Source organism: Photobacterium sp. GSS17 (genome assembly GCF_028621875.1).
Classification (GTDB): Bacteria; Pseudomonadota; Gammaproteobacteria; order Enterobacterales; family Vibrionaceae; genus Photobacterium; species Photobacterium ganghwense.
In genome coordinates this window covers 3,543,896-3,564,192 of the sequence record NZ_CP117517.1, presented here as the reverse complement: position 1 = coordinate 3,564,192, position 20,297 = coordinate 3,543,896, and the positions used below count along the sequence as shown (strand labels likewise).

Genomic DNA, 20,297 nt, shown 5'->3' with positions numbered 1-20,297 from the left:
TAACGGAGAGTAACGATGGCCGGCGCAAAAGAGATTCGTAACAAGATCGGTAGTGTTAAAAACACTCAGAAGATCACAAAAGCGATGGAAATGGTAGCCGCGTCCAAAATGCGTAAAACGCAGGACGCAATGGAATCATCACGCCCATACGCACAAACTATGCGCAAAGTGATCGGTCATATCGCACTTGGTAGCCTTGAGTATAAGCATCCTTATCTCGAAGAGCGTGAAGCCAAGCGCGTTGGTTACATCATTGTTTCTACTGACCGTGGCCTGTGTGGCGGCCTGAACATTAACCTGTTCAAGCAAGCCATGACAGACATGAAGAAGTGGTCAGATCAAGGTGCTGAAATTGACCTGGGCCTGATTGGCTCTAAGGCAACAGCATTTTTTAACAGCTACGGCGGTAAAGTTGTGGCTCAGGTTTCCGGCCTGGGTGACAAGCCATCAGTCGATGAACTGATCGGTACTGTTGGTGTGATGCTGAAGAAATATGATGAAGGCCAGTTGGATCGTCTGTACCTGGTTTACAACAAGTTTGTGAACACCATGGTTCAGCAACCAGTGACTGATCAATTGCTGCCTTTGCCTAAGTCGAAAGACGAAGACATGCAGCGCAACCATGCTTGGGACTACATTTATGAGCCTGAGCCAAAACCTCTGCTGGATACCCTGCTGGTTCGTTATGTCGAATCTCAGGTTTACCAAGGGGTTGTTGAGAACCTGGCAAGTGAACAGGCTGCTCGAATGGTCGCGATGAAAGCAGCAACCGATAACGCAGGCAACTTGATTGATGATCTGCAGCTTGTGTACAACAAGGCCCGTCAGGCTGCGATTACACAAGAGCTGTCAGAAATCGTTTCTGGTGCGGCTGCTGTTTAAGGCAAAGATTAAACAAGTTTAGAGGATTAACGATGGCTACAGGTAAGATCGTACAGATCATCGGTGCGGTAGTCGACGTAGAGTTTCCACAGGACTCAGTACCACAGGTATATGATGCCCTGCACGTAGATGCTAAAGAAAACGGTACGCTAGTACTGGAAGTTCAGCAGCAGCTAGGCGGTGGTATCGTGCGTGGTATCGCAATGGGTAGTTCTGACGGCCTGCGTCGTGGTCTGTCTGTTGAAAATACAGGTCGACCAATTGAGGTTCCAGTTGGTAATGCAACGCTAGGACGTATCATGAACGTTCTGGGTCAGCCAATTGACGAATGTGGTGAGATCGGCGAAGAAGAGCGTTACTCAATTCACCGTGAAGCACCAAGCTACGAAGAGCAGTCAAACGCTACTGAACTTCTGGAAACAGGCGTTAAGGTTATCGACCTGATTTGTCCATTCGCTAAGGGTGGTAAAATCGGCCTGTTCGGTGGTGCGGGTGTAGGTAAGACCGTTAACATGATGGAGCTTATCAACAACATCGCCCTGCAGCACTCCGGTCTGTCAGTATTCGCGGGTGTTGGTGAGCGTACTCGTGAAGGTAACGACTTCTACTTCGAAATGCAGGAAGCTGGCGTTGTTAACATTGAGAACCCAGCTGAATCAAAAGTAGCAATGGTTTACGGTCAGATGAACGAGCCACCAGGTAACCGTCTGCGTGTTGCTCTGACTGGCCTGACTATGGCTGAGAAATTCCGTGATGAAGGCCGTGACGTACTGCTGTTCATCGATAACATCTACCGTTACACCCTTGCAGGTACAGAAGTATCGGCTCTGCTGGGTCGTATGCCTTCTGCGGTAGGTTACCAGCCAACGCTGGCGGAAGAAATGGGTGTGCTTCAGGAGCGTATTACCTCTACGAAGACTGGTTCTATCACATCTGTACAGGCCGTTTACGTACCTGCGGATGACTTGACTGACCCATCTCCAGCCACAACGTTCGCGCACCTTGATGCGACAGTTGTACTGTCTCGTCAAATCGCGTCTCTGGGTCTGTACCCAGCGATCGACCCACTGGATTCGACATCTCGTATGCTGGATCCACTGGTTGTTGGCCAAGAGCACTATGACATTGCCCGCGGTGTACAGAGCACCCTGCAGCGTTATAAAGAACTAAAAGACATCATCGCTATCCTGGGTATGGATGAGCTGTCAGAAGATGACAAGCAAACTGTATCCCGTGCACGTAAGATTGAGCGTTTCCTGACTCAGCCTTACCACGTAGCGGAAGTCTTTACTGGCGACCCTGGTATCTACGTATCGCTGAAAGATACACTGCGTAGCTTCAAAGGTCTTCTGGCAGGTGAATACGACGATATCCCAGAGCAGGCATTCATGTACTGCGGCGCGATTGAAGACGTATTGGAAAACGCTAAGAAGCTTTAAGCTAAGTAGGAGGCGATATGGCAGCGATAACCTTCCATCTGGACGTTGTAAGCGCCGAGAAACGTTTGTTCTCTGGCCGTGCTGAAAACATTCAGGTGACCGGTAGCGAAGGTGAACTGGGTATCCACGCAGGTCACACCCCGCTGCTGACCGCTATTACGCCGGGTATGGTCCGTATCACTAAGCAGCATGGCGGCGAAGAGGTAATTTACCTGTCCGGCGGTATGTTGGAAGTTCAGCCTGGCGCAGTAACTGTGCTGGCTGACACCGCGATTCGTGGTGAAGATTTGGACCGAGCGAAAGCGGAAGAGGCGAAGCGCCAGGCTGAGGAGCGTATCCACAATCAGCATGGCGACATCGACTTTGCGCAGGCGGCCAGTGATCTGGCGAAGGCGATTGCTCAGCTCCGTGTTATCGAGCTGACCAAGAAAGCCCGCTAACCAGGCAGATAAGAAAAAAGCGACCTTTGGGTCGCTTTTTTTATATCCGCGGTTTGGGACTGTCAGCTGTGGGTTAATACTCAGAAAAAATTATCTATTTTCCTTAACCCGTCAGTACTGAGTCGATACAATGCAAAAAGTCACATTGAAAATTATGCATCGAGAGGAATAACGCATCATGAGCTTCAGCGCTGTGATCCTGGCGGCGGGCAAAGGAACCCGCATGTACTCCAATTTGCCGAAAGTACTGCATACCTTGGCAGGTAAGCCAATGGTTAAGCATGTTATTGATACCTGTACCGGCATTGGGGCCAACAACATTCATTTGGTTTACGGCCATGGTGGCGAGCAGATGCAGGCTGCACTGGTGGAAGAGCAAGTGAACTGGGTGCTGCAAGCGGAGCAGCTGGGGACTGGTCATGCGGTTAACCAGGCATGCCCGGATCTGGCGGACAATGAGAAAGTCCTGATTCTGTATGGTGATGTGCCGCTGATCAGCAGCGAGACGCTGGAAAACCTGCTGGATGCCCAGCCGGATGGTGGCATTGCGCTACTGACGGTCATGTTGGACGATCCGACGGGTTACGGCCGGATTATTCGCCGCAATGGCCCGGTGGTTGCTATCGTGGAGCAGAAAGATGCCAGCGAAGAGCAGAAGCTGATCAAAGAAATCAACACCGGGGTGATGGTGGCCAATGGCGGCGATCTGAAACGTTGGCTGTCGGCGCTGAAAAATGACAACGCGCAGGGTGAGTATTACCTGACCGACATCATTGAGATTGCCCACGACGAAGGCCGAGCCGTGGAAGCGGTTCACCCGGTGAAAGCCATTGAAGTGGAAGGCGTCAACAACCGTATCCAACTGGCCCGTCTGGAGCGTGCTTATCAGGCGATGCAGGCCGAGCGTCTGCTTGAACAAGGTGTGATGCTGCGTGATCCGGCGCGTTTCGATCTGCGCGGTGAGCTGCAGTGCGGTACGGATGTTGAAATTGATGTGAATGTCATCATTGAAGGCAGTGTGTCACTGGGCAACAATGTCATTATTGGTGCCGGTTCGGTGCTGAAAGACTGTGAAATTGATGATAACAGTATCATTCGCCCGTACAGTGTGATTGAAGGCGCGACGGTCGGCGAAGACTGTACGGTCGGCCCGTTCACCCGTCTGCGCCCTGGTGCAGAGCTGGTGGGTGATTCTCACGTCGGCAACTTCGTGGAAATGAAGAAAGCCCGCCTGGGTAAAGGCTCGAAAGCTAACCACCTGACATATCTGGGTGATGCCGATATCGGCGATCGCGTGAATATCGGTGCCGGTACCATTACCTGTAACTATGATGGTGCGAACAAGTTCAAGACCGAAATCGGCGATGACGTGTTTGTTGGCTCCGACACGCAGCTGATTGCGCCGGTGAAAATTGCCAAAGGTGCCACGATTGGTGCCGGTGCGACCATCAACCGAGATGTTGGTGAAGGCGAGTTAGTGATCACCCGTGCTCCGGCCCGTACCATCAAAGGTTGGAAACGTCCGGTTAAACAAAAGTAATTCCCGCAGAAGGCAGCTTTAGGCTGCCTTCTTTTTATCTCAGCTTCCCTGCCCTACTTTTGCCCTATTCCCGTAACCTCCCCAGCCTATTTTGATGGCTGTGAGCAGCCCTCGTTTTTCTGAAATCACGCCGGCAGCCTTCTTTTTCATAAAAAATTAATTGCACAGTGTTGATCAAAAAAGTTTTGCTCTGCTAAAATTTCTTTCAGTTCGAAACTTATAGCTATCAGTTCGTAATTCCATGTCCAAACGAAATACCCAGCAACGGCGCCATGCGATTGTCCAGATGGTCAATGAGCAAGGTGAAGTCAGTGTCGATACCCTGGCAAAACAGTTTGCCACTTCCGAAGTTACCGTGCGTAAAGATCTGGCTGCACTAGAAAAAAACGGCCAGCTACTGCGCCGCTATGGTGGGGCGATTGCCATGCCAAGTGAAATGGTGGCCGAAACGGAAGAAGATGAAGTTTCGATTCGAAAGATGGCGATTGCCAGAGCCGCCGCCGAACGCATCCGGGATCATAACCGCATCATTATCGACAGCGGCAGTACCACGGCATGCCTGATCGGTTTGCTGGGGGAAAAACATGGTCTGGTGGTCATGACCAACTCGCTCAATGTGGCCAACGCCCTGAACGAGCTGGAGAACGAGCCAACCCTGCTGATGACCGGGGGCACCTGGGATCCGCATTCGGAAGCGTTTCAAGGGCAGGTGGCAGAATCGGTACTACGCTCATATGACTTCGATCAGCTGTTTATCGGCGCGGACGGGATCGATACGGCGCGTGGAACGACGACATTTAACGAACTGATTGGCCTGAGCCGCGTCATGGCGGAAGTCGCCCGCGAGGTGGTGGTCATGGTGGAATCGAGCAAGGTGGGGCGCAAAATCCCGAACCTAGAGCTGCCCTGGCAGCATATCAGTACCCTGATCACCGATGACGGCCTGGACATGGTCGCCAAACAACAGATTGAACAGCAAGGCGTGCAAGTGATCTGCGCGTCGGCAAATTAATTTAGGAGCAAATTAACTATGTGTGGGATTGTTGGTGCAGTAGCACAACGTGATGTAGCAGAAATTCTGGTGGAAGGCCTGCGTCGCCTGGAATACCGTGGCTATGACTCTGCTGGTGTGGCGATTGTTGACGGTCAGGGTAACCTGGAGCGTATTCGTCGCCTGGGTAAAGTGCAGGAGCTGGCGGATGCGGTGGCGAGCGCGGCACCAACCGGCGGTACCGGTATTGCGCACACGCGTTGGGCTACGCACGGTGAACCTTCTGAAATCAATGCGCACCCACACATGTCAGGCGACCACATTGCTCTGGTTCACAACGGCATTATCGAGAACCACGAAGAGCTGCGTGCGATTCTGACCGAGCGTGGTTATGAGTTCTTATCACAGACCGATACCGAAGTGATTGCTCACTTGGTGGAGTGGGAACTGCGTTCTTCGGAAACACTGCTTGAAGCGGTGCAGAAGACTGTGGCTCAGCTGGAAGGTGCCTACGGTACGGTGGTGATGGACCGTCGTGACCCTGAGCGCGTAGTGGTTGCGCGTTCTGGCAGCCCACTGGTGATTGGTCTGGGCGTGGGAGAGAACTTCCTGGCATCGGATCAGCTGGCCCTGCTGAACGTGACCCGTCGTTTTATCTTCCTGGAAGAAGGCGATGTGGCTGAAATTACCCGCCGTGAAGTGAATATCTTTGACACTGACGGTCAGCCGGTGGCCCGTGAAATCCACGAGTCTAACCTGCAGCACGACGCCGCAGACAAAGGCCAGTACCGTCACTACATGCAAAAAGAGATCTATGAGCAGCCAAGCGCACTGATCAACACCATGGAAGGCCGTATCAGCAGTGATGCCGTGATCGTTGAGAGCATTGGTAACGGCGCGAAAGAAATCCTGGAAAAAGTGGAACATATCCAGATCGTGGCCTGTGGTACCTCTTACAATGCAGGTATGGTCGCCCGTTACTGGTTTGAAGCCATGACCGGTGTCAGCTGTGACGTTGAGATCGCTTCTGAGTTCCGCTACCGTCCGTTCGTCACGCGTCCGAACAGCCTGCTGATCACCCTGTCGCAGTCTGGCGAAACCGCCGATACACTGGCAGCGCTGCGCCTGGCCAAAGAGAAAGGCTACATGTCGGCGATGACAATCTGTAACGTGGCTGGCTCGTCGCTGGTACGTGAATCGGATTTGGCCTTCATGACCCGCGCCGGTACTGAGATTGGCGTAGCATCTACCAAAGCCTTCACCACGCAGCTGGTGGCCCTGCTGATGCTGGTGACCGCACTGGGTAAAGAGAAAGGCCTGATCGACTCGGCGAAAGAGAAGCAGATTGTTGATGCCCTGCATGCCCTGCCGACGCAAATTGAGAAAGCGCTGGCTTTCGACAAGCCGATTGAGCAGTTGGCCGAAGATTTTGCCGATAAGCACCACGCTCTGTTCCTGGGCCGTGGCGAGTACTACCCAATCGCGATGGAAGCGTCACTGAAGCTGAAAGAGATTTCGTACATTCATGCTGAAGCCTATGCTGCTGGTGAACTGAAGCACGGCCCGCTGGCGCTGATTGATGCTGATATGCCGGTAATCGTGGTGGCACCTACTAACGATCTGCTGGAGAAGCTGAAATCCAACATCGAAGAAGTGCGCGCCCGTGGCGGTCTGCTGTATGTGTTCGCAGACAGCGAAGCGGGTTTTGAAGAAACCGACGGCATGAAGATCATCACGATGCCACGTGTTGACGAGATCATTGCCCCTATTTTCTACACCATTCCGATGCAGCTGCTGTCTTACCACGTTGCGTTGATTAAAGGGACGGACGTAGACCAGCCACGTAACCTGGCGAAAGCGGTGACTGTGGAATAAGCTCGATGAAAAGAGTGTTTCAAGATTGAGAAAAGGCATCCGACAAGGATGCCTTTTTTATTTTGCCGGTGTCCAGAGGTCTACTATCTAGACTGGAGTGCAGGATTTTTTGCGAAATAGAAAATACAGGCAGGTTGGTTACTTATTGCGAATCAAAATACAACCTCAAAGATAAAGTTGAGTTTTATGTTGTTGTTAATCTTTGATTTTTAGCCGTGTTGGCAAGTTGGCTTATGTTGTGCAACTCCGTAATGAAAGCTAGGCAATGTTCATTGAAGTCGGATTGGAGGTGAGACATGACTGATTCCAAAGCCAAAATCGCAGCCCGTATTAAAGAGGCCCGGGAATGGAAAGGGCTGACACAGGTCCATATGGCCCAGCAACTCAAAGTAGCACGCCAGACCTATCTTGATTTAGAGACCGGGAAGACGGAGCCTAAGGTCAGGGTGCTATCGGAAATCTCAGAAATTACTGAGCGACCGCTAACCTGGTTTGTCTACGGGGACGAAGGGATCGAAATCCTGGAAAGTGAATATAAGGACGAAATTGATCGCCTGCTTCAGTATTTCAGCCGATTACCCCACTCTGCCCGGAATGTAATTCTGCAACAGAGTATCAACCTGGCAGGTTTTATGGCGGAATACACTAAAGCATTGACGCAAAGAGATAAGTAGTGGCAGTTAACTGCGTTTATCTCATTTGTTGTGTCTGAGTTGGACGGCATCTATAAAGGATGAGTGTCTCGTTTTAGTGACACCTGTTGCCCAATATCACACTTTTACTTTTCCAGCGTCGTGCAGGGAGGAACGACAGACAATAATTGACCGTTTTGACAATAGGCAGATCCGTTTGGCGCTGGGCCAGACGGTAAACTGCTGAGATGCCGTATGGAAATTGAGGGGACGGTTTGAATGGTTACTGCTAAACCGCAGATAGCAAAACGGATTAAGGAAGCAAGAGAGTGGAAAGGCTTGTCGCAGGTAGCGATGGCCAAGCGACTGGGCATTGCCCGCCAAACTTACTTAGATTTGGAAACCGGCAAAACGGAGCCCCGCATTACCGTGTTGCTCAGTATCGCCGCGTTGACGGAGCGGCCGGTCAGCTGGTTCATGGTTGAAGAGAGTACGCATACTACCGAGCGGTGTCAGCCGGATATGCAGCCATTGTTGTCACTGTATCGCCAACTGCCGGAACCCCTGCGTTCACAATTGCTGACCAGCCATATTGGTCAACTGAAGGCCTGCCTTGATTACCTGCATCACCACCAGCCCGATGAGGCTGCCTGCGAATAGCAGGCCGTGAGCGAGTTGCCCTCGCCGCCGGCCCGTTACATCCTGGCCCAGATCTGGGCCGCGATGGTTTATGTTGATGATCTCACTGTGCCAGGAAGAATTGGTACGCCTGGTTACCGGTTTCGTCCTTCCAGCTGTAACCCAGCTCGCGCAAGTGGCTGGTGAACGAAAGTAAATCGGCGTCATCCATTTCAAAGCCGCACAGCACTCTGCCATAGTCAGCCCCGTGGTTACGGTAATTGAACAGACTGATATTCCAGCGGGTGCCCAGCGTCGTCAGGAACTTCAGCAACGCACCTGGGTATTCCGGGAACTCGAAGCTGTAGAGACGCTCCTTGAGCGGCTTGGACGGACGTCCGCCAATCATGTAACGGACATGGACTTTCGCCATCTCATCGTCGGATAAATCCACTACCGGATAACCGCCTTTGCGCAAGTCCGCAATGATGTTGTCGAGTTCTTCCTGCCCCTGTAACAGGCGCACCCCGACAAACACATTTGCCAGGCTGTCATCGTTATAACGGTAGTTAAACTCGGTCACCGCACGGCCGCCCAGTAGATGGCAGAAATCGAGAAAAGCCCCTGGTCGTTCCGGAATGGTCACGGCCAGCAATCCTTCCCGTTTTTCGCCCAGCTCGCAGCGTTCGGAGACGTAACGCAGGCCGTGGAAATTGAGGTTGGCACCGGACAGGATAGCTGCCAGCTGCTTGTTTCGGAGCTGGTGCTTATCGACATATTTTTTCAGTCCGGCCAGCGAGAGCGCGCCGGAAGGCTCGGCAATCGCACGGGTATCCTCGAAAATATCTTTGACGGCAGAGCAGATTTCATCGCTGCTGACCGTGATCACGCCATCCAGATACTGCTGGCACAGACGGAACGTTTCCTCGCCAATGCGCTTGACCGCCACCCCGTCTGCAAACATGCCGACCTGATCCAGCGTAACTGGCTCACCGGCATCGAGCGCTGCTTTCAGACAGGCCGAATCTTCAGCTTCGACCCCAATGACTTTGATTTGCGGCATCAGCTGCTTGATCAGAACCGCGACCCCGGCTGCCAGGCCGCCGCCGCCGACCGGCACGAAAATGTAATCCAGGTGGCCGTTCTGTTGCACCAGCTCGACCCCGATGGTGCCCTGCCCGGCAATGACCGCCGGGTGGTCAAATGGCGGAATAAAGGTGTAGCCGTGCTGGCCCGCCAACATCTCGGCATGGGCTTTGGCTTCGTCAAAGTTGCTGCCGTGCAGCACGACTTGACCGCCAAAGCTGCGCACTGCGTCGACCTTGATATCCGGCGTGGTACGCGGCATGACAATCGTGGCCTGAACCCCGAGGTGTTTGCCCGACATGGCCAGCCCCTGGGCGTGGTTGCCGGCTGAGGCCGCAATGACCCCAGCGCGGCGCTGGGGCTCGGTGAGCTGGGCCATCATGTTGTAGGCACCGCGCAGCTTGAAAGAGTGGACCGGCTGGCGGTCCTCTCGTTTGAGCTGAATCTGGTTGCCGAGTCGGGTCGCCAGACGAGGCATGGCCTGCAGCGGTGTGACCTGTGCAACTTCATACACCGGAGCCCGAAGGATGTCGCGAAGGTAATCCGCGCCGTTGGGTAAAGTGACCTCTCTGGCCTGAGTGGCTTCGCTCATCATTCGTTATCCTTCCAGTTTCGATTTATCGCGGACTGCGCCTTTGTCGGCGCTGGTGGCCAGGTTAGCGTAGGCACGCAGGGCGAAGGACACTTCACGCTGGCGATCCAGTGGTTTCCAGCCGCGCTGATCCGCCGCCGCACGACGTGTCGCCAGGGTGGCATCGTCCACCAGCAGGTCGATCGAACGGTTCGGGATATCAATCGCAATGGTATCGCCGTCTTCGATCAGGCCGATGGTGCCGCCGTTGGCTGCTTCCGGTGAGACGTGGCCAATTGACAGGCCGCTGGTGCCGCCGGAGAAACGGCCGTCCGTGATCAGGGCACAGGCTTTGCCCAGTCCCATCGACTTCAGGTAGGTGGTTGGGTACAGCATTTCCTGCATGCCCGGTCCGCCTTTCGGCCCTTCATAGCGGATCACTACCACATCACCGGCTTTGACTTTACCGCCCAGAATGCCTTCCACGGCGGTTTCCTGGCTCTCGAACACAACAGCTGGCCCGGTAAAGGTCAGGATGCTGGCATCGACCCCGGCGGTTTTCACGATACAGCCGTCCTGTGCCATGTTGCCGGACAGTACCGCCAGTCCGCCATCCTGGCTGAACGCATGCTCGTGGTTGCGGATGCAGCCGTTTTCGCGGTCATCGTCCAGGGTGTCCCAGCGGCATTCTTGTGAGAAGGCCTGGGTGGTACGGATGCCAGCCGGTCCGGCACGGTAGAAGGCTTTGACGTCTTCAGACTCGGTTTGTATGACGTCAAAATGCTTGAAGGATTCAGCGAACGTTTCGCCCAGTACGTTGTAGCAATGGCTGTGCAGCAGACCAGCACGGTCCAGCTCGGCAAGAATGCCGTACACGCCACCAGCACGGTGGACATCTTCCATGTGGTACTGCTGAGTGGACGGCGCGACTTTACACAGGTGTGGGACCTGGCGGGACATCCGGTCGATGTCAGTCATGGTGAAGTCCACTTCGCCTTCCTGCGCGGCTGCCAGCAGATGGAGCACGGTATTGGTTGAGCCGCCCATGGCGATATCAAGGGCCATGGCGTTCTCGAAGGCCTGTTTGCTGGCGATGTTGCGCGGCAGCACGCTGTCATCATCCTGCTCGTAGTAGCGTTTGGTCAGAGTGACAATTCGCTGACCGGCGCTGAGAAACAGTTGTTTGCGGTCGGCATGGGTCGCCAGCAGTGAGCCATTCCCCGGCTGGCTCAGGCCCAGCGCTTCGGTCAAACAGTTCATGGAGTTGGCGGTAAACATGCCAGAGCAGGATCCGCAGGTGGGACAGGCGGAACGCTCGATCTGCTCGCTTTGTTCATCAGAAACCGTTGGATCGGCTCCCTGGATCATCGCATCGACCAGATCCAGCTTGAGGATCTGATCCGACAGTTTGGTTTTACCGGCTTCCATCGGGCCGCCGGAAACGAAAATCACCGGAATATTGAGGCGCATGGAGGCCATCAGCATTCCCGGGGTGATTTTGTCACAGTTGGAGATACACACCATGGCGTCGGCACAGTGGGCATTGACCATATATTCCACGGAATCGGCAATTAGCTCACGGGACGGCAGCGAATACAGCATCCCGCCGTGGCCCATGGCAATCCCGTCATCAATCGCAATGGTGTTGAATTCTTTGGCGATACCGCCCGCAGCTTCAATTTCCCGGGCGACCAGTTGGCCGAGGTCCTTGAGGTGAACGTGGCCGGGAACAAATTGGGTGAATGAGTTCACCACGGCAATAATCGGTTTACCGAAATCTTCGTCTTTGACACCGGTGGCACGCCACAGGGCGCGGGCACCGGCCATATTACGGCCGTGAGTGGTGGTGGCGGAGCGGTACTTGGGCATAACAACAATCCTTTTGCAGTTGGGTCTGGCCAGCAGCGGTGAGCGAGGCTGCTGGCCGGGTCTATCAGTTACTTGTCAGTCGGGTAGATGTAATCCAGCCAGCCCCATTTGTCTTCCGTGGTGCCGTTGAACAGGCCGAAATACGCCTCCTGAACGGCTTTGGTGATCGGACCGCGTTTACCGGCGCCGACGGTAATTTGATCCACGCTGCGGACCGGTACGATTTCTGCCGCCGTACCGGTCATGAAGATTTCATCTGCCAGGTACAGGGCTTCGCGGGCAATGTTCTCTTCACGCACTTCGTAACCCATTTCTTTGGCCAGGACCATGATGGAGTCACGGGTAATGCCCGGCAGGATGGCGCTGGTGGTCGGCGGGGTCGACAGAATGCCGTTGCGTACCACAAACAGGTTCTCACCGGCACCTTCCGACAGGTAGCCGTCTACGCTCAGGGCGATCCCTTCGGCATAGCCGTGGCGACGGGCTTCACCGCCAACCAGCAGGGACGACAGGTAGTTACCACCGGCCTTGGCAGCGGTCGGGATGGTGTTCGGTGCGGCGCGGTGCCAGCTTGAGATCATTGCATCCACGCCATTTTCCAGCGCTTCTTCACCCAGGTAAGACCCCCACGGGAAAGCCGCGACCATGACATCCATCTCTGTGCCAACCGGTGGGCAGACACCCAGGCCCACATTACCGACATACGCCAGCGGGCGAATGTAGGCAGAATCCAGGCGGTTAACGCGCAATGTTTCCCGGCACACTTCCATCAGTTCGTCAGTGCTGTACGGAATCGGGAAACGGTAAATCTTGGCCGAGTTTTTCAGCCTGTCCATGTGCTCTTTATGACGGAACACCGCGGGACCGTTCGGGGTGTTGTAGCAGCGGATCCCCTCGAAGACTGACGTGCCGTAATGCATTGCGTGGGTCAGGACGTGTACTTTGGCGTCGCCCCAAGGGATCATTTCACCGTTGAACCAGATAAATTCCGCTGTATTGGCCATGTTTGTTCCTTCCTTAAAAACTAATCTCGGTTATCAATGAGCGTGGTTTCAACGCTCAGGACGTCCCACAGTTTTTCAATTTGATTGATGAGGGTTGAAATGGGACGGTCACTGTCCACAAGAATTGCGATAGTGGCGATCTTGCTTTCATGGTTTTGCGTCGCATTCACTTGCTTAATAATGAAACCACGGTGGCGGATAACGCGTAAAATCCGCTCTAGTAATACTGGCTTATCATCCGCTTTGATGTCGAGTAAATATCGGTCCATTAAGTATTCTCCAGCATATCCTGGTTGGCGGCACCGGGTGGAACCAGTGGCCAGACGTTGTCTTCTTCGGCGATCACCACATGCAGCAGGTAAGCGGTGTCACTGGCCAGCATGGTTTGCAGGGCCGGTTCAACGTCTTCTTTGCGGGTGATGGTTTTGCCCGGAATCCCGAAGGCACTGGCCAGCGTGACAAAATCCGGGTTGTCGTCGAGCAGGGTTTCACTGTGGCGGCCATCAAAGAACAGCGACTGCCACTGGCGTACCATTCCCAGTCGCTGGTTATCAATCAGCACCATTTTGACCGGGATCTGGCGGCGTTTCAGGGTGCCCAGCTCCTGCACATTCATCATGAAAGAGCCATCCCCGGAGATCAGGATTGATTCATCCTCCGGGCGGGCCACTTTCGCGCCCATTGCTGCCGGCAGGCCGAAGCCCATGGTGCCCAGACCCGCAGAAGTGATGTAGTTCTGAGGTTCTCGTGGCTGAATATGCTGTGCGGCCCACATCTGGTGCTGGCCGACATCGGTCGACACCATGGCACTGTCCGGCATCATATCGGAGAGCTGTTTCAGCATTTTCGGGGCGTAGATACGTTCGCCCGGGTGGTCGTAACGCCACTTGAAACGGGTACGCAGGGTATCGCAGTGGGTGACCCATTCACTGATATCTTGCGCCAGTTCCAGCTGCGGCAGCACCTGGTTGATGTCCCCGCGCAGCGGGGCATGGGCATGGCGCAGTTTGTTGATTTCGGCGGCATCAATGTCTATATGGATCACTTTGGCATGCGGCGCGAAGGTTTCCAGCTTGCCGGTCACCCGGTCATCAAAGCGGGCTCCAACGGCGATGAGCAGATCACATTCCTGCACGACCAGATTGGCTGCTTTGGTGCCGTGCATCCCCAGCATGCCAAGATAATGCGGGTGATGGCGCTCGATGGTGCCCAGCCCTTTCAGGGTGCTGACCGCCGGCATTGGGTTCATGGCCAGGAAGGCGCGTACCGTGTGGGTGGCGTGGGCCAGTTGCACCCCGCCGCCGACATACAACACCGGGCGTTGGCTGTCAGCCAAAAGCTGCTGGGCAGCGGCCAGTGCCTCGGTAGTCACTTCCGGGAGAGCGGGAGGAGTGAACAGCGGCAAGGTCGTGACCGGTGCCTCGGCCAGCTGCACGTCTTTTGCGATGTCTACCAGTACCGGGCCGGGACGGCCGGTGCGGGCAACTTCAAACGCTTCCGCCAGGGTCGGGGCCAGTTCATGGATATCGGTCACCAGGTAGCTGTGTTTGGTACAGGCTAGCGACATTCCGATCACATCCATCTCCTGGAAGGCATCTGTACCGATGTGAGAGCTGGCAACCTGGCCGGTGATCGCCACCAGCGGGACAGAATCGAGGAAGGCATCAGCCAGACCAGTGACCAGGTTCGTCGCCCCCGGGCCGGATGTGGCCATGCAGACCGCGACGCTTTGTGTGGCTCTTGCCATCCCGATGGCGGCCATGGCGGCTCCCTGTTCATGACGGCAGAGGATGTGTTCCACTTCACTGCCGTAGAGGGCATCGTAAATCGGCATGATTGCGCCGCCCGGATAGCCAAAAATTGTTGTGATCCCCTGCTGTTGCAGCGCTTGTACGACTAACTCTGCTCCTGTCATCGCTGCTCTCCCTTGTTGTCCCTGTTGGCGATGCGCTGAATTATTCAGCGAATTCTTGGTTATTGTTCACAAAAAAGCCCCCGGAGCTGGTTGGCTGCGGGGGCTGTTTGCGTGTTTGCATGTGATTGCTAATTTACGCCTGCTCGTCCCCCTCGCGATGAAATAATCACCACGATGACGTTAATAATGAGAAGGAGAACATTGGCGTTAAATTGCATTGACTGTCTGTCCGGTTTTTTATGTTTCTATGTTGTGTTTACTAAGTGGTAACACAGACATCGCTCGCATGACAAGCAAAAACTTTCGCTTTTTTGTACAGCGAGTAGACAAAAAAAGGTTACTTAAGCCACATAGTCTATGAATTTCATTAACTTATCTGATTAAAGTATCAACAGAATGGTGATTCATGAACCTTGCTATTGTCCATAGTCGAGCGTGTGTGGGAGTGGAAGCGCCGCCGGTGACGGTGGAAGTCCATATCAGTAACGGAATGCCGGCACTGGCACTGGTGGGGTTGCCGGAAACCAGTGTGAAAGAGGCCAAGGATCGGGTCCGCAGTGCGATTGTCAACGCCGGGTTTGAGTTCCCGTCCCGGCGGATAACGGTCAATCTGGCTCCGGCGGATTTACCCAAGGAAGGCGGCCGGTTTGACCTGCCGATTGCGTTGGGGATACTCGCCGCTTCCGGCCAAATCCCTGATACATCACTGCAAAATACCGAGTTTTTGGGGGAGTTAGCCCTGTCGGGGGAGCTGCGTCCGGTCAAGGGAGCGTTGCCTGCGGCGCTCGCGGCCAAGCAGGCCGGACGGTGCCTGGTCGTCCCGGATCAGAACGGCAATCAGGTGGCGCTGGTGGGGAAGGCTCTCCACAAATCGGCCCCGTCCTTGCTGGCGGTATGTGGCCATTTGTGCGGACAGGCTAGCCTCTCGCTCAGCTGTTCGGCCCCGCATGAAGACCCGCCACCGAGTGGCGTGTCCCGCGACATGCAGGACATCATTGGTCAGCAGCAAGGGAAACGGGCGCTGGAAATTGCCGCGGCCGGCGGGCACAACCTGCTCTTTTTGGGGCCGCCCGGAACCGGAAAAACCATGCTTGCGTCACGATTGTGCGATCTGTTGCCCGACATGACGGTCGCGGAAGCCATGGAAACCGCGGCCGTGGCGTCGCTGACTCAACAGAGCATTCACGAAGGCAACTGGCGGCGTCGGCCGTTCAGAACGCCGCACCATTCCAGCTCGATGGCGGCGCTGGTGGGCGGGGGCTCGGTGCCCCGGCCGGGGGAGATTTCCCTGGCGCATAACGGGATCCTGTTTTTGGATGAAATGCCGGAATTTGAACGTAAAGTGCTGGATTCTTTACGTGAACCGCTGGAATCCGGCGAGATTGTGATCTCCCGAGCCACCAGCAAAATGACGTTTCCGGCTCGCTTTCAGCTGATTGGGGCATTAAATCCCAGCCCGACCGGCTACTACGAAGGCAGTCAGGCACGCACCAACCCGCAGGCGATCTTGCGCTATCTGGGGCGGCTGTCTGGCCCGTTGCTGGATCGTTTCGATATGTCGATTGAGATCCCTGCCCTGCCGCGCGGCACACTGGCGGATGGGGGCGATCGGGGGGAGCCGAGTGTGGTGATCCGCCAACGGGTGGCGCAGGCGCGGGATATCATGCAAGGGCGTGCCGGACGGGTGAATGCCCTGCTTTCGACTCGGGAGCTGGACAAGTATTGCGCGCTGGATAAGCCGGATGCGGAGTTTCTGGAAACCGCCTTGCACCAGCTTGGTTTATCGATTCGGGCCTATCACCGTATTATCAAGGTGGCGCGCACCATTGCCGATTTAGCCGGGTGTGAGCGGATCAGCCGGGCTCATCTGGCGGAAGCACTCGGTTACCGGGCGATGGATCGGTTATTGAAACAGTTGTCAGCTCAAATGGTTTAAAAGGAGCTGTAACGCAACAGGTATCAGCCGCAGAAACAAAAACAGGGCCTGAGGCCCTGTTTTCCGTGGTGTGCGGAGCACTTATTTGGTCAGCAGGAAGTTGACCAGTTCGAAGTACTCATCGGCAGAGCGGATATTGCTGGTTTGCACCAGGTACTTGTTATTGACCACGACGGCTGGCACGCCGGTCAGACCGCTGTCCTTAAACGCTTTATTGAAGCGGTTTACCATGGAGTTGACGGCAAAGCTGTTGAATGCACCGTCAAAGTCTTCCGCTTTTACGCCTTCGTCGATGAAGATCTGGCGCAGTTCCTCGTCATTGCGTGGCGGTTTGTTCATGTCGTGAATGCGGGCAAACAGCACCGGAATCATCTTGTCTTCCACACCCAGAACCACTGACGTGGCGTAGGCTTTACTCATAGATGTGCCCATCGCGCCGCCCATGAAAGAAACATGATTTTTCTGCAGCTTGGCATTGTCCGGCAGGGCTTTTTTCAGCTGCTGGATCATCGGCTCGAAGTTATGGCAGTGTGGGCAGTAGAACGAGAAAAACTCGGTGACGACCGGGGTGCTGGATTTTGGCAGGTCGAGCACTTTGTAGTAGTCGCCTTCGGTGAATTTTGCCGCCTGAACGGATAGTGATAGCAGTGCGATGCTGGCGAAAGCCAGAATTTTCTTTAACATGTTTCTAGTAACTCCCTGAAATAATAACTGAACTTACAGGCGGTGTTGCCCGGTTTGTTGATTTATGGTGATTACCATTGCGGCATCAGCTGCAATGGCGGTTCATTGAGTGCTGCAAGTTGCTCCTTGAACGCCAGTACTTGCCCTTCCCAGTATTTTGCATCCGCAAACCACGGGAAAGCCTGCGGAAACGCCGGGTCTTCCCACCGTTTTGCCAGCCAAGCCATGTAGTGCACCATTCTAAGACCGCGCAAAGGCTCAATCAGTTTCAATTGGTTAACATCAAAATCGGCAAATTCGTCATAGGCTTCCAGCAGGGTATCTAACTGTACCAGTTTATCCTGGCGTTCGCCGTTCAGCAGCATCCATAAATCCTGAATGGCCGGGCCGTTACGGGCGTCGTCGAGATCCACAAACAGTGGCCCGTCCCGCCATAAAATGTTGCCGGGATGGCAATCGCCGTGCAGGCGGATACTTTGCCAGCTGTTGTCCCAGTGTTGTTCGATTTCGCGAATCAGGAAGTCCAGATCATTGAAGAACGCGGCTTTCAGGTGATCCGGAATAAAGTCGGCCTGCTCGAGCTGGCGACGCGGCTGATACAGGTATTCCTCCAGTCCCAGCGTCGGGCGGTGGGCAAAGGCCTGTTTCTGGCCGACGCTGTGCACCCGGCCCATAAAGCGGCCGACCCACTCCAGCTGATCGAGATTATCCACTTCAAACTGGCGCCCGCCCAGGCTGGGAAACAGCGCGAAACGGTGTCCCTGGTAATGATGCAGGGTGCTGCCGTTATGGACCAGAGGCGCGGCGACCGGAATATCCTGCTCGGCCAGTTCGAGGGTGAACTGATGCTCTTCCAGAATCTGGGCATCGCTCCAGCGCTGGGGACGGTAAAACTTGGTGACGTAACGCGCGCCATCTTCAGCCATAAACTGGTAGACCCGGTTTTCATAGCTGTTAAGGGCAAGCAGGCCGGATTCGGCCCGAATCCCGGTGCTGTCGAGGGCATCGAGCAGCAGGTCCGGGCTGAGATCGGCAAAACTAAAACCTTGTGGGGTGGTCATGGATAATTTCCGCAAGCTACAGATGGCACAAGTATACCACCATAATAAGACAGGGCCGGAAAAGGCCCTGTCTGTGTTGCTGTGGCGCGGACGAATCCAGGCGTGGGGGTTAGCGAAGATCGCCGATAAAGCGGCTTTCTGTGCTGATGCTGGTGCCGTCTTCACGAGTCAGCGTGAATGTAATATCGGCAATGCTGCTCTCCATCACATACGGGTCAACCCCCAGGCTGATCGGTAGAGAGTAAACCTCACCAGCCGACACGGTGACCTTGCTCGGGCCATACCATTTGATATCTTCCAGGCCGCTGGCGGTCAGGGTGAAAACGGCCGGCTGTTGCGTCTTGTTCAGAATTTTCAGGGTGTAGGTGTTCTCGACCAACCCTTCCGAGTTTTCCCGGAACAACTGGTTGCGGTCACGCAGTACATCCAGTCCCATAGGCTGAATCGACGCCAGTAAGTAGAAGAACAGGCCCACCATGGCAACCATCACGACCCCGTAGCCGAGCAGTTTCGGCCGCATCACATGGGTCTTCTTGCCTTCCAGCTTGTGCTCGGTGGTGTAGCTGATCAGACGTTTTTCGTATCCCATCCGCTCCATGGTTTCGTCACAGGCATCGATACATGCACCGCAGTTGATGCATTCGTACTGCAGGCCGTCCCGGATGTCGATCCCGGTCGGGCAGACCTGAACACACAGGTTACAGTCGATACAGTCTCCCAGTCCGAGCTCTTTTGGATCTTTCTTGCGTGAGCGCGGGCCGCGGGTTTCACCGCGTGCCACATCGTAGCCGACAATGTAGGTGTCTTTATCGAACATCGCTGACTGGAAGCGGGCGTAGGGGCACATATGGATGCAGACGATGGAGCGCATCCAACCGGCATTGGCATAGGTACAGCCAGCAAAAAACAGCACCCAAAAGCCAGCCCAGAAGCTGGTGTTGAACGTGAAAAAGTCGATAAACAACGCTTTGACCGGCAGGAAGTAACCGACAAAGGTCAGCCCGGTGACCAGCGCAACCGCCAGCCAGGCGATATGCTTGAGTACCTTGCGTCCCATCAGTTTGGCAGTGGGCGCGATGCTGTCTTGCTTGCGTCGTTTGTTGGCCGGCCCTTCCAGCTTTTCCTCAAACCAGATATAGATGAAGGTCCATACGGTTTGCGGGCAGAAATAACCGCACCAGACCCGGCCGAGGAAGGTGGTGACAAAAAACAGGGCAAAGGCCGCGATCATAAACAGGGTCGCCAGCAGGGTCAGATCCTGCGGCCACAGGGTGGTGCCGAAGAAATTAAACTGCTGTTGCCCGATATCGAGCAGGATGGCCTGGCGATCACCGTACGGGATCCACGGCAGGCCCAAAAACAGCAGCATCAGCAGCCAGCCCATACGTTGGCGCAGTTGCTGGTAAATCCCTTTTACGGCCCGGACGTAAATCCGGTTGTTCGGATTGAAGCGATCCGCCTCCCCTTTATGCGTTTTGGGGTTGAACGTGGGCGGGGTGATATCCTTGATCTTGATTTTCTCTTGGCTCATGACATTACTTTCCTTGGGTAGCCCCCTATGGGTAACTATAGTCAGGGGTTGACGGCCGGTACATTGCCGAGCCGATTGTGTCATTCGTAACAGAATGTTATCGAGCGATTATATCTCAGCCGCTGGAGCGATAACTCTAGCAAGGTCATAGTTTGAGCAACAGATACAGAATGGGTGCTAAAGGACTATAACAGAAGGAAAATTAATAAAAGGGAAAGGACAA

General features: G+C 54.8%; 17 protein-coding genes. 9 read left to right on the top strand and 8 right to left on the bottom strand.

Annotated elements, in window-relative coordinates:
* The first annotated feature begins 15 nt into the window (after window positions 1-15).
* The 8 genes from atpG (at window position 16) to PGW97_RS16295 (ending at window position 8,459) form a co-directional block, all read left to right on the top strand.
* Window positions 16-882 (top strand): F0F1 ATP synthase subunit gamma, encoded by an 867-nt coding sequence (gene atpG, locus PGW97_RS16330; RefSeq protein ID WP_047887493.1) that lies wholly within the window; start codon window positions 16-18, stop codon window positions 880-882.
* Between the two features lie 32 nt (window positions 883-914).
* Complete coding sequence (atpD, locus tag PGW97_RS16325; protein WP_047887492.1) at window positions 915-2,321, top strand: F0F1 ATP synthase subunit beta; 1,407 nt, start codon at window positions 915-917, stop codon at window positions 2,319-2,321.
* A 17-nt stretch (window positions 2,322-2,338) separates the two neighbouring features.
* Window positions 2,339-2,761 carry a F0F1 ATP synthase subunit epsilon gene (locus PGW97_RS16320; protein ID WP_047887491.1) on the top strand — a complete coding sequence of 141 codons (423 nt, stop codon included), beginning with the start codon at window positions 2,339-2,341 and terminating at the stop codon, window positions 2,759-2,761.
* Window positions 2,762-2,939: 178 nt separating this feature from the next.
* Entirely contained in the window at window positions 2,940-4,301 is a 1,362-nt protein-coding gene (glmU, locus tag PGW97_RS16315; RefSeq protein WP_047887490.1) for a bifunctional UDP-N-acetylglucosamine diphosphorylase/glucosamine-1-phosphate N-acetyltransferase GlmU, read from the top strand.
* 241 nt (window positions 4,302-4,542) lie between these two features.
* Window positions 4,543-5,313, top strand: a complete 771-nt coding sequence (locus PGW97_RS16310) for a DeoR/GlpR family DNA-binding transcription regulator (protein ID WP_047887489.1) — start codon at window positions 4,543-4,545, stop codon at window positions 5,311-5,313.
* A gap of 18 nt (window positions 5,314-5,331) precedes the next feature.
* A complete protein-coding gene (gene glmS / locus PGW97_RS16305) occupies window positions 5,332-7,167 on the top strand; it encodes a glutamine--fructose-6-phosphate transaminase (isomerizing) (protein ID WP_047887488.1) in 1,836 nt (611 codons plus the stop codon).
* A gap of 296 nt (window positions 7,168-7,463) precedes the next feature.
* Complete coding sequence (locus tag PGW97_RS16300) at window positions 7,464-7,841, top strand: helix-turn-helix transcriptional regulator (RefSeq protein ID WP_047887487.1); 378 nt, start codon at window positions 7,464-7,466, stop codon at window positions 7,839-7,841.
* Window positions 7,842-8,078: 237 nt separating this feature from the next.
* Window positions 8,079-8,459 carry a helix-turn-helix domain-containing protein gene (locus PGW97_RS16295; RefSeq protein ID WP_047887486.1) on the top strand — a complete coding sequence of 127 codons (381 nt, stop codon included), beginning with the start codon at window positions 8,079-8,081 and terminating at the stop codon, window positions 8,457-8,459.
* An 82-nt stretch (window positions 8,460-8,541) separates the two neighbouring features.
* Here PGW97_RS16295 and ilvA read toward each other — a convergent pair whose 3' ends face one another.
* The 5 genes from ilvA to ilvG form a co-directional block, all read right to left on the bottom strand.
* Window positions 8,542-10,095, bottom strand: coding sequence for a threonine ammonia-lyase, biosynthetic (ilvA, locus tag PGW97_RS16290; protein ID WP_047887530.1), 1,554 nt, complete (start codon window positions 10,093-10,095; stop codon window positions 8,542-8,544).
* A 6-nt stretch (window positions 10,096-10,101) separates the two neighbouring features.
* On the bottom strand, window positions 10,102-11,943 hold the full coding sequence (gene ilvD, locus PGW97_RS16285) for a dihydroxy-acid dehydratase (protein ID WP_273858025.1): 1,842 nt from the start codon (window positions 11,941-11,943) through the stop codon (window positions 10,102-10,104).
* Window positions 11,944-12,011: 68 nt separating this feature from the next.
* Window positions 12,012-12,947, bottom strand: a complete 936-nt coding sequence (gene ilvE / locus PGW97_RS16280) for a branched-chain-amino-acid transaminase (protein WP_047887484.1) — start codon at window positions 12,945-12,947, stop codon at window positions 12,012-12,014.
* Between the two features lie 20 nt (window positions 12,948-12,967).
* Complete coding sequence (ilvM, locus tag PGW97_RS16275; protein ID WP_047887483.1) at window positions 12,968-13,216, bottom strand: acetolactate synthase 2 small subunit; 249 nt, start codon at window positions 13,214-13,216, stop codon at window positions 12,968-12,970.
* Window positions 13,216-14,862 carry an acetolactate synthase 2 catalytic subunit gene (gene ilvG / locus PGW97_RS16270; RefSeq protein ID WP_273858023.1) on the bottom strand — a complete coding sequence of 549 codons (1,647 nt, stop codon included), beginning with the start codon at window positions 14,860-14,862 and terminating at the stop codon, window positions 13,216-13,218. Before ilvG ends, ilvM begins: the two co-directional genes overlap by 1 nt.
* A 406-nt stretch (window positions 14,863-15,268) precedes the next feature.
* Here ilvG and PGW97_RS16265 point away from each other — a divergent pair, with 406 nt between their 5' ends.
* Window positions 15,269-16,798 (top strand): YifB family Mg chelatase-like AAA ATPase, encoded by a 1,530-nt coding sequence (locus PGW97_RS16265; RefSeq protein WP_273858021.1) that lies wholly within the window; start codon window positions 15,269-15,271, stop codon window positions 16,796-16,798.
* Between the two features lie 81 nt (window positions 16,799-16,879).
* Here PGW97_RS16265 and PGW97_RS16260 read toward each other — a convergent pair whose 3' ends face one another.
* The 3 genes from PGW97_RS16260 to ccoG all read right to left on the bottom strand — a co-directional run bounded on the left by PGW97_RS16260 (window position 16,880) and on the right by ccoG (window position 20,074).
* A complete protein-coding gene (locus PGW97_RS16260; RefSeq protein WP_047887480.1) occupies window positions 16,880-17,482 on the bottom strand; it encodes a thiol:disulfide interchange protein DsbA/DsbL in 603 nt (200 codons plus the stop codon).
* Between the two features lie 71 nt (window positions 17,483-17,553).
* Window positions 17,554-18,543, bottom strand: a complete 990-nt coding sequence (locus PGW97_RS16255) for a serine/threonine protein kinase (protein ID WP_273858018.1) — start codon at window positions 18,541-18,543, stop codon at window positions 17,554-17,556.
* 109 nt (window positions 18,544-18,652) lie between these two features.
* On the bottom strand, window positions 18,653-20,074 hold the full coding sequence (gene ccoG / locus PGW97_RS16250; RefSeq protein ID WP_047887478.1) for a cytochrome c oxidase accessory protein CcoG: 1,422 nt from the start codon (window positions 20,072-20,074) through the stop codon (window positions 18,653-18,655).
* Window positions 20,075-20,297 lie beyond the last annotated feature (223 nt).

Bases quoted from the DNA above. Each gene is read 5' to 3' on its own strand.
- atpG (WP_047887493.1), top strand. From the start codon at position 16: ATGGCCGGCGCAAAAGAGATTCGTAACAAGATCGGTAGTGTTAAAAAC.
- atpD (WP_047887492.1), top strand. From the start codon at position 915: ATGGCTACAGGTAAGATCGTACAGATCATCGGTGCGGTAGTCGACGTA.
- PGW97_RS16320 (WP_047887491.1), top strand. From the start codon at position 2,339: ATGGCAGCGATAACCTTCCATCTGGACGTTGTAAGCGCCGAGAAACGT.
- glmU (WP_047887490.1), top strand. From the start codon at position 2,940: ATGAGCTTCAGCGCTGTGATCCTGGCGGCGGGCAAAGGAACCCGCATG.
- PGW97_RS16310 (WP_047887489.1), top strand. From the start codon at position 4,543: ATGTCCAAACGAAATACCCAGCAACGGCGCCATGCGATTGTCCAGATG.
- glmS (WP_047887488.1), top strand. From the start codon at position 5,332: ATGTGTGGGATTGTTGGTGCAGTAGCACAACGTGATGTAGCAGAAATT.
- PGW97_RS16300 (WP_047887487.1), top strand. From the start codon at position 7,464: ATGACTGATTCCAAAGCCAAAATCGCAGCCCGTATTAAAGAGGCCCGG.
- PGW97_RS16295 (WP_047887486.1), top strand. From the start codon at position 8,079: ATGGTTACTGCTAAACCGCAGATAGCAAAACGGATTAAGGAAGCAAGA.
- ilvA (WP_047887530.1), bottom strand. From the start codon at position 10,095: ATGAGCGAAGCCACTCAGGCCAGAGAGGTCACTTTACCCAACGGCGCG.
- ilvD (WP_273858025.1), bottom strand. From the start codon at position 11,943: ATGCCCAAGTACCGCTCCGCCACCACCACTCACGGCCGTAATATGGCC.
- ilvE (WP_047887484.1), bottom strand. From the start codon at position 12,947: ATGGCCAATACAGCGGAATTTATCTGGTTCAACGGTGAAATGATCCCT.
- ilvM (WP_047887483.1), bottom strand. From the start codon at position 13,216: ATGGACCGATATTTACTCGACATCAAAGCGGATGATAAGCCAGTATTA.
- ilvG (WP_273858023.1), bottom strand. From the start codon at position 14,862: ATGACAGGAGCAGAGTTAGTCGTACAAGCGCTGCAACAGCAGGGGATC.
- PGW97_RS16265 (WP_273858021.1), top strand. From the start codon at position 15,269: ATGAACCTTGCTATTGTCCATAGTCGAGCGTGTGTGGGAGTGGAAGCG.
- PGW97_RS16260 (WP_047887480.1), bottom strand. From the start codon at position 17,482: ATGTTAAAGAAAATTCTGGCTTTCGCCAGCATCGCACTGCTATCACTA.
- PGW97_RS16255 (WP_273858018.1), bottom strand. From the start codon at position 18,543: ATGACCACCCCACAAGGTTTTAGTTTTGCCGATCTCAGCCCGGACCTG.
- ccoG (WP_047887478.1), bottom strand. From the start codon at position 20,074: ATGAGCCAAGAGAAAATCAAGATCAAGGATATCACCCCGCCCACGTTC.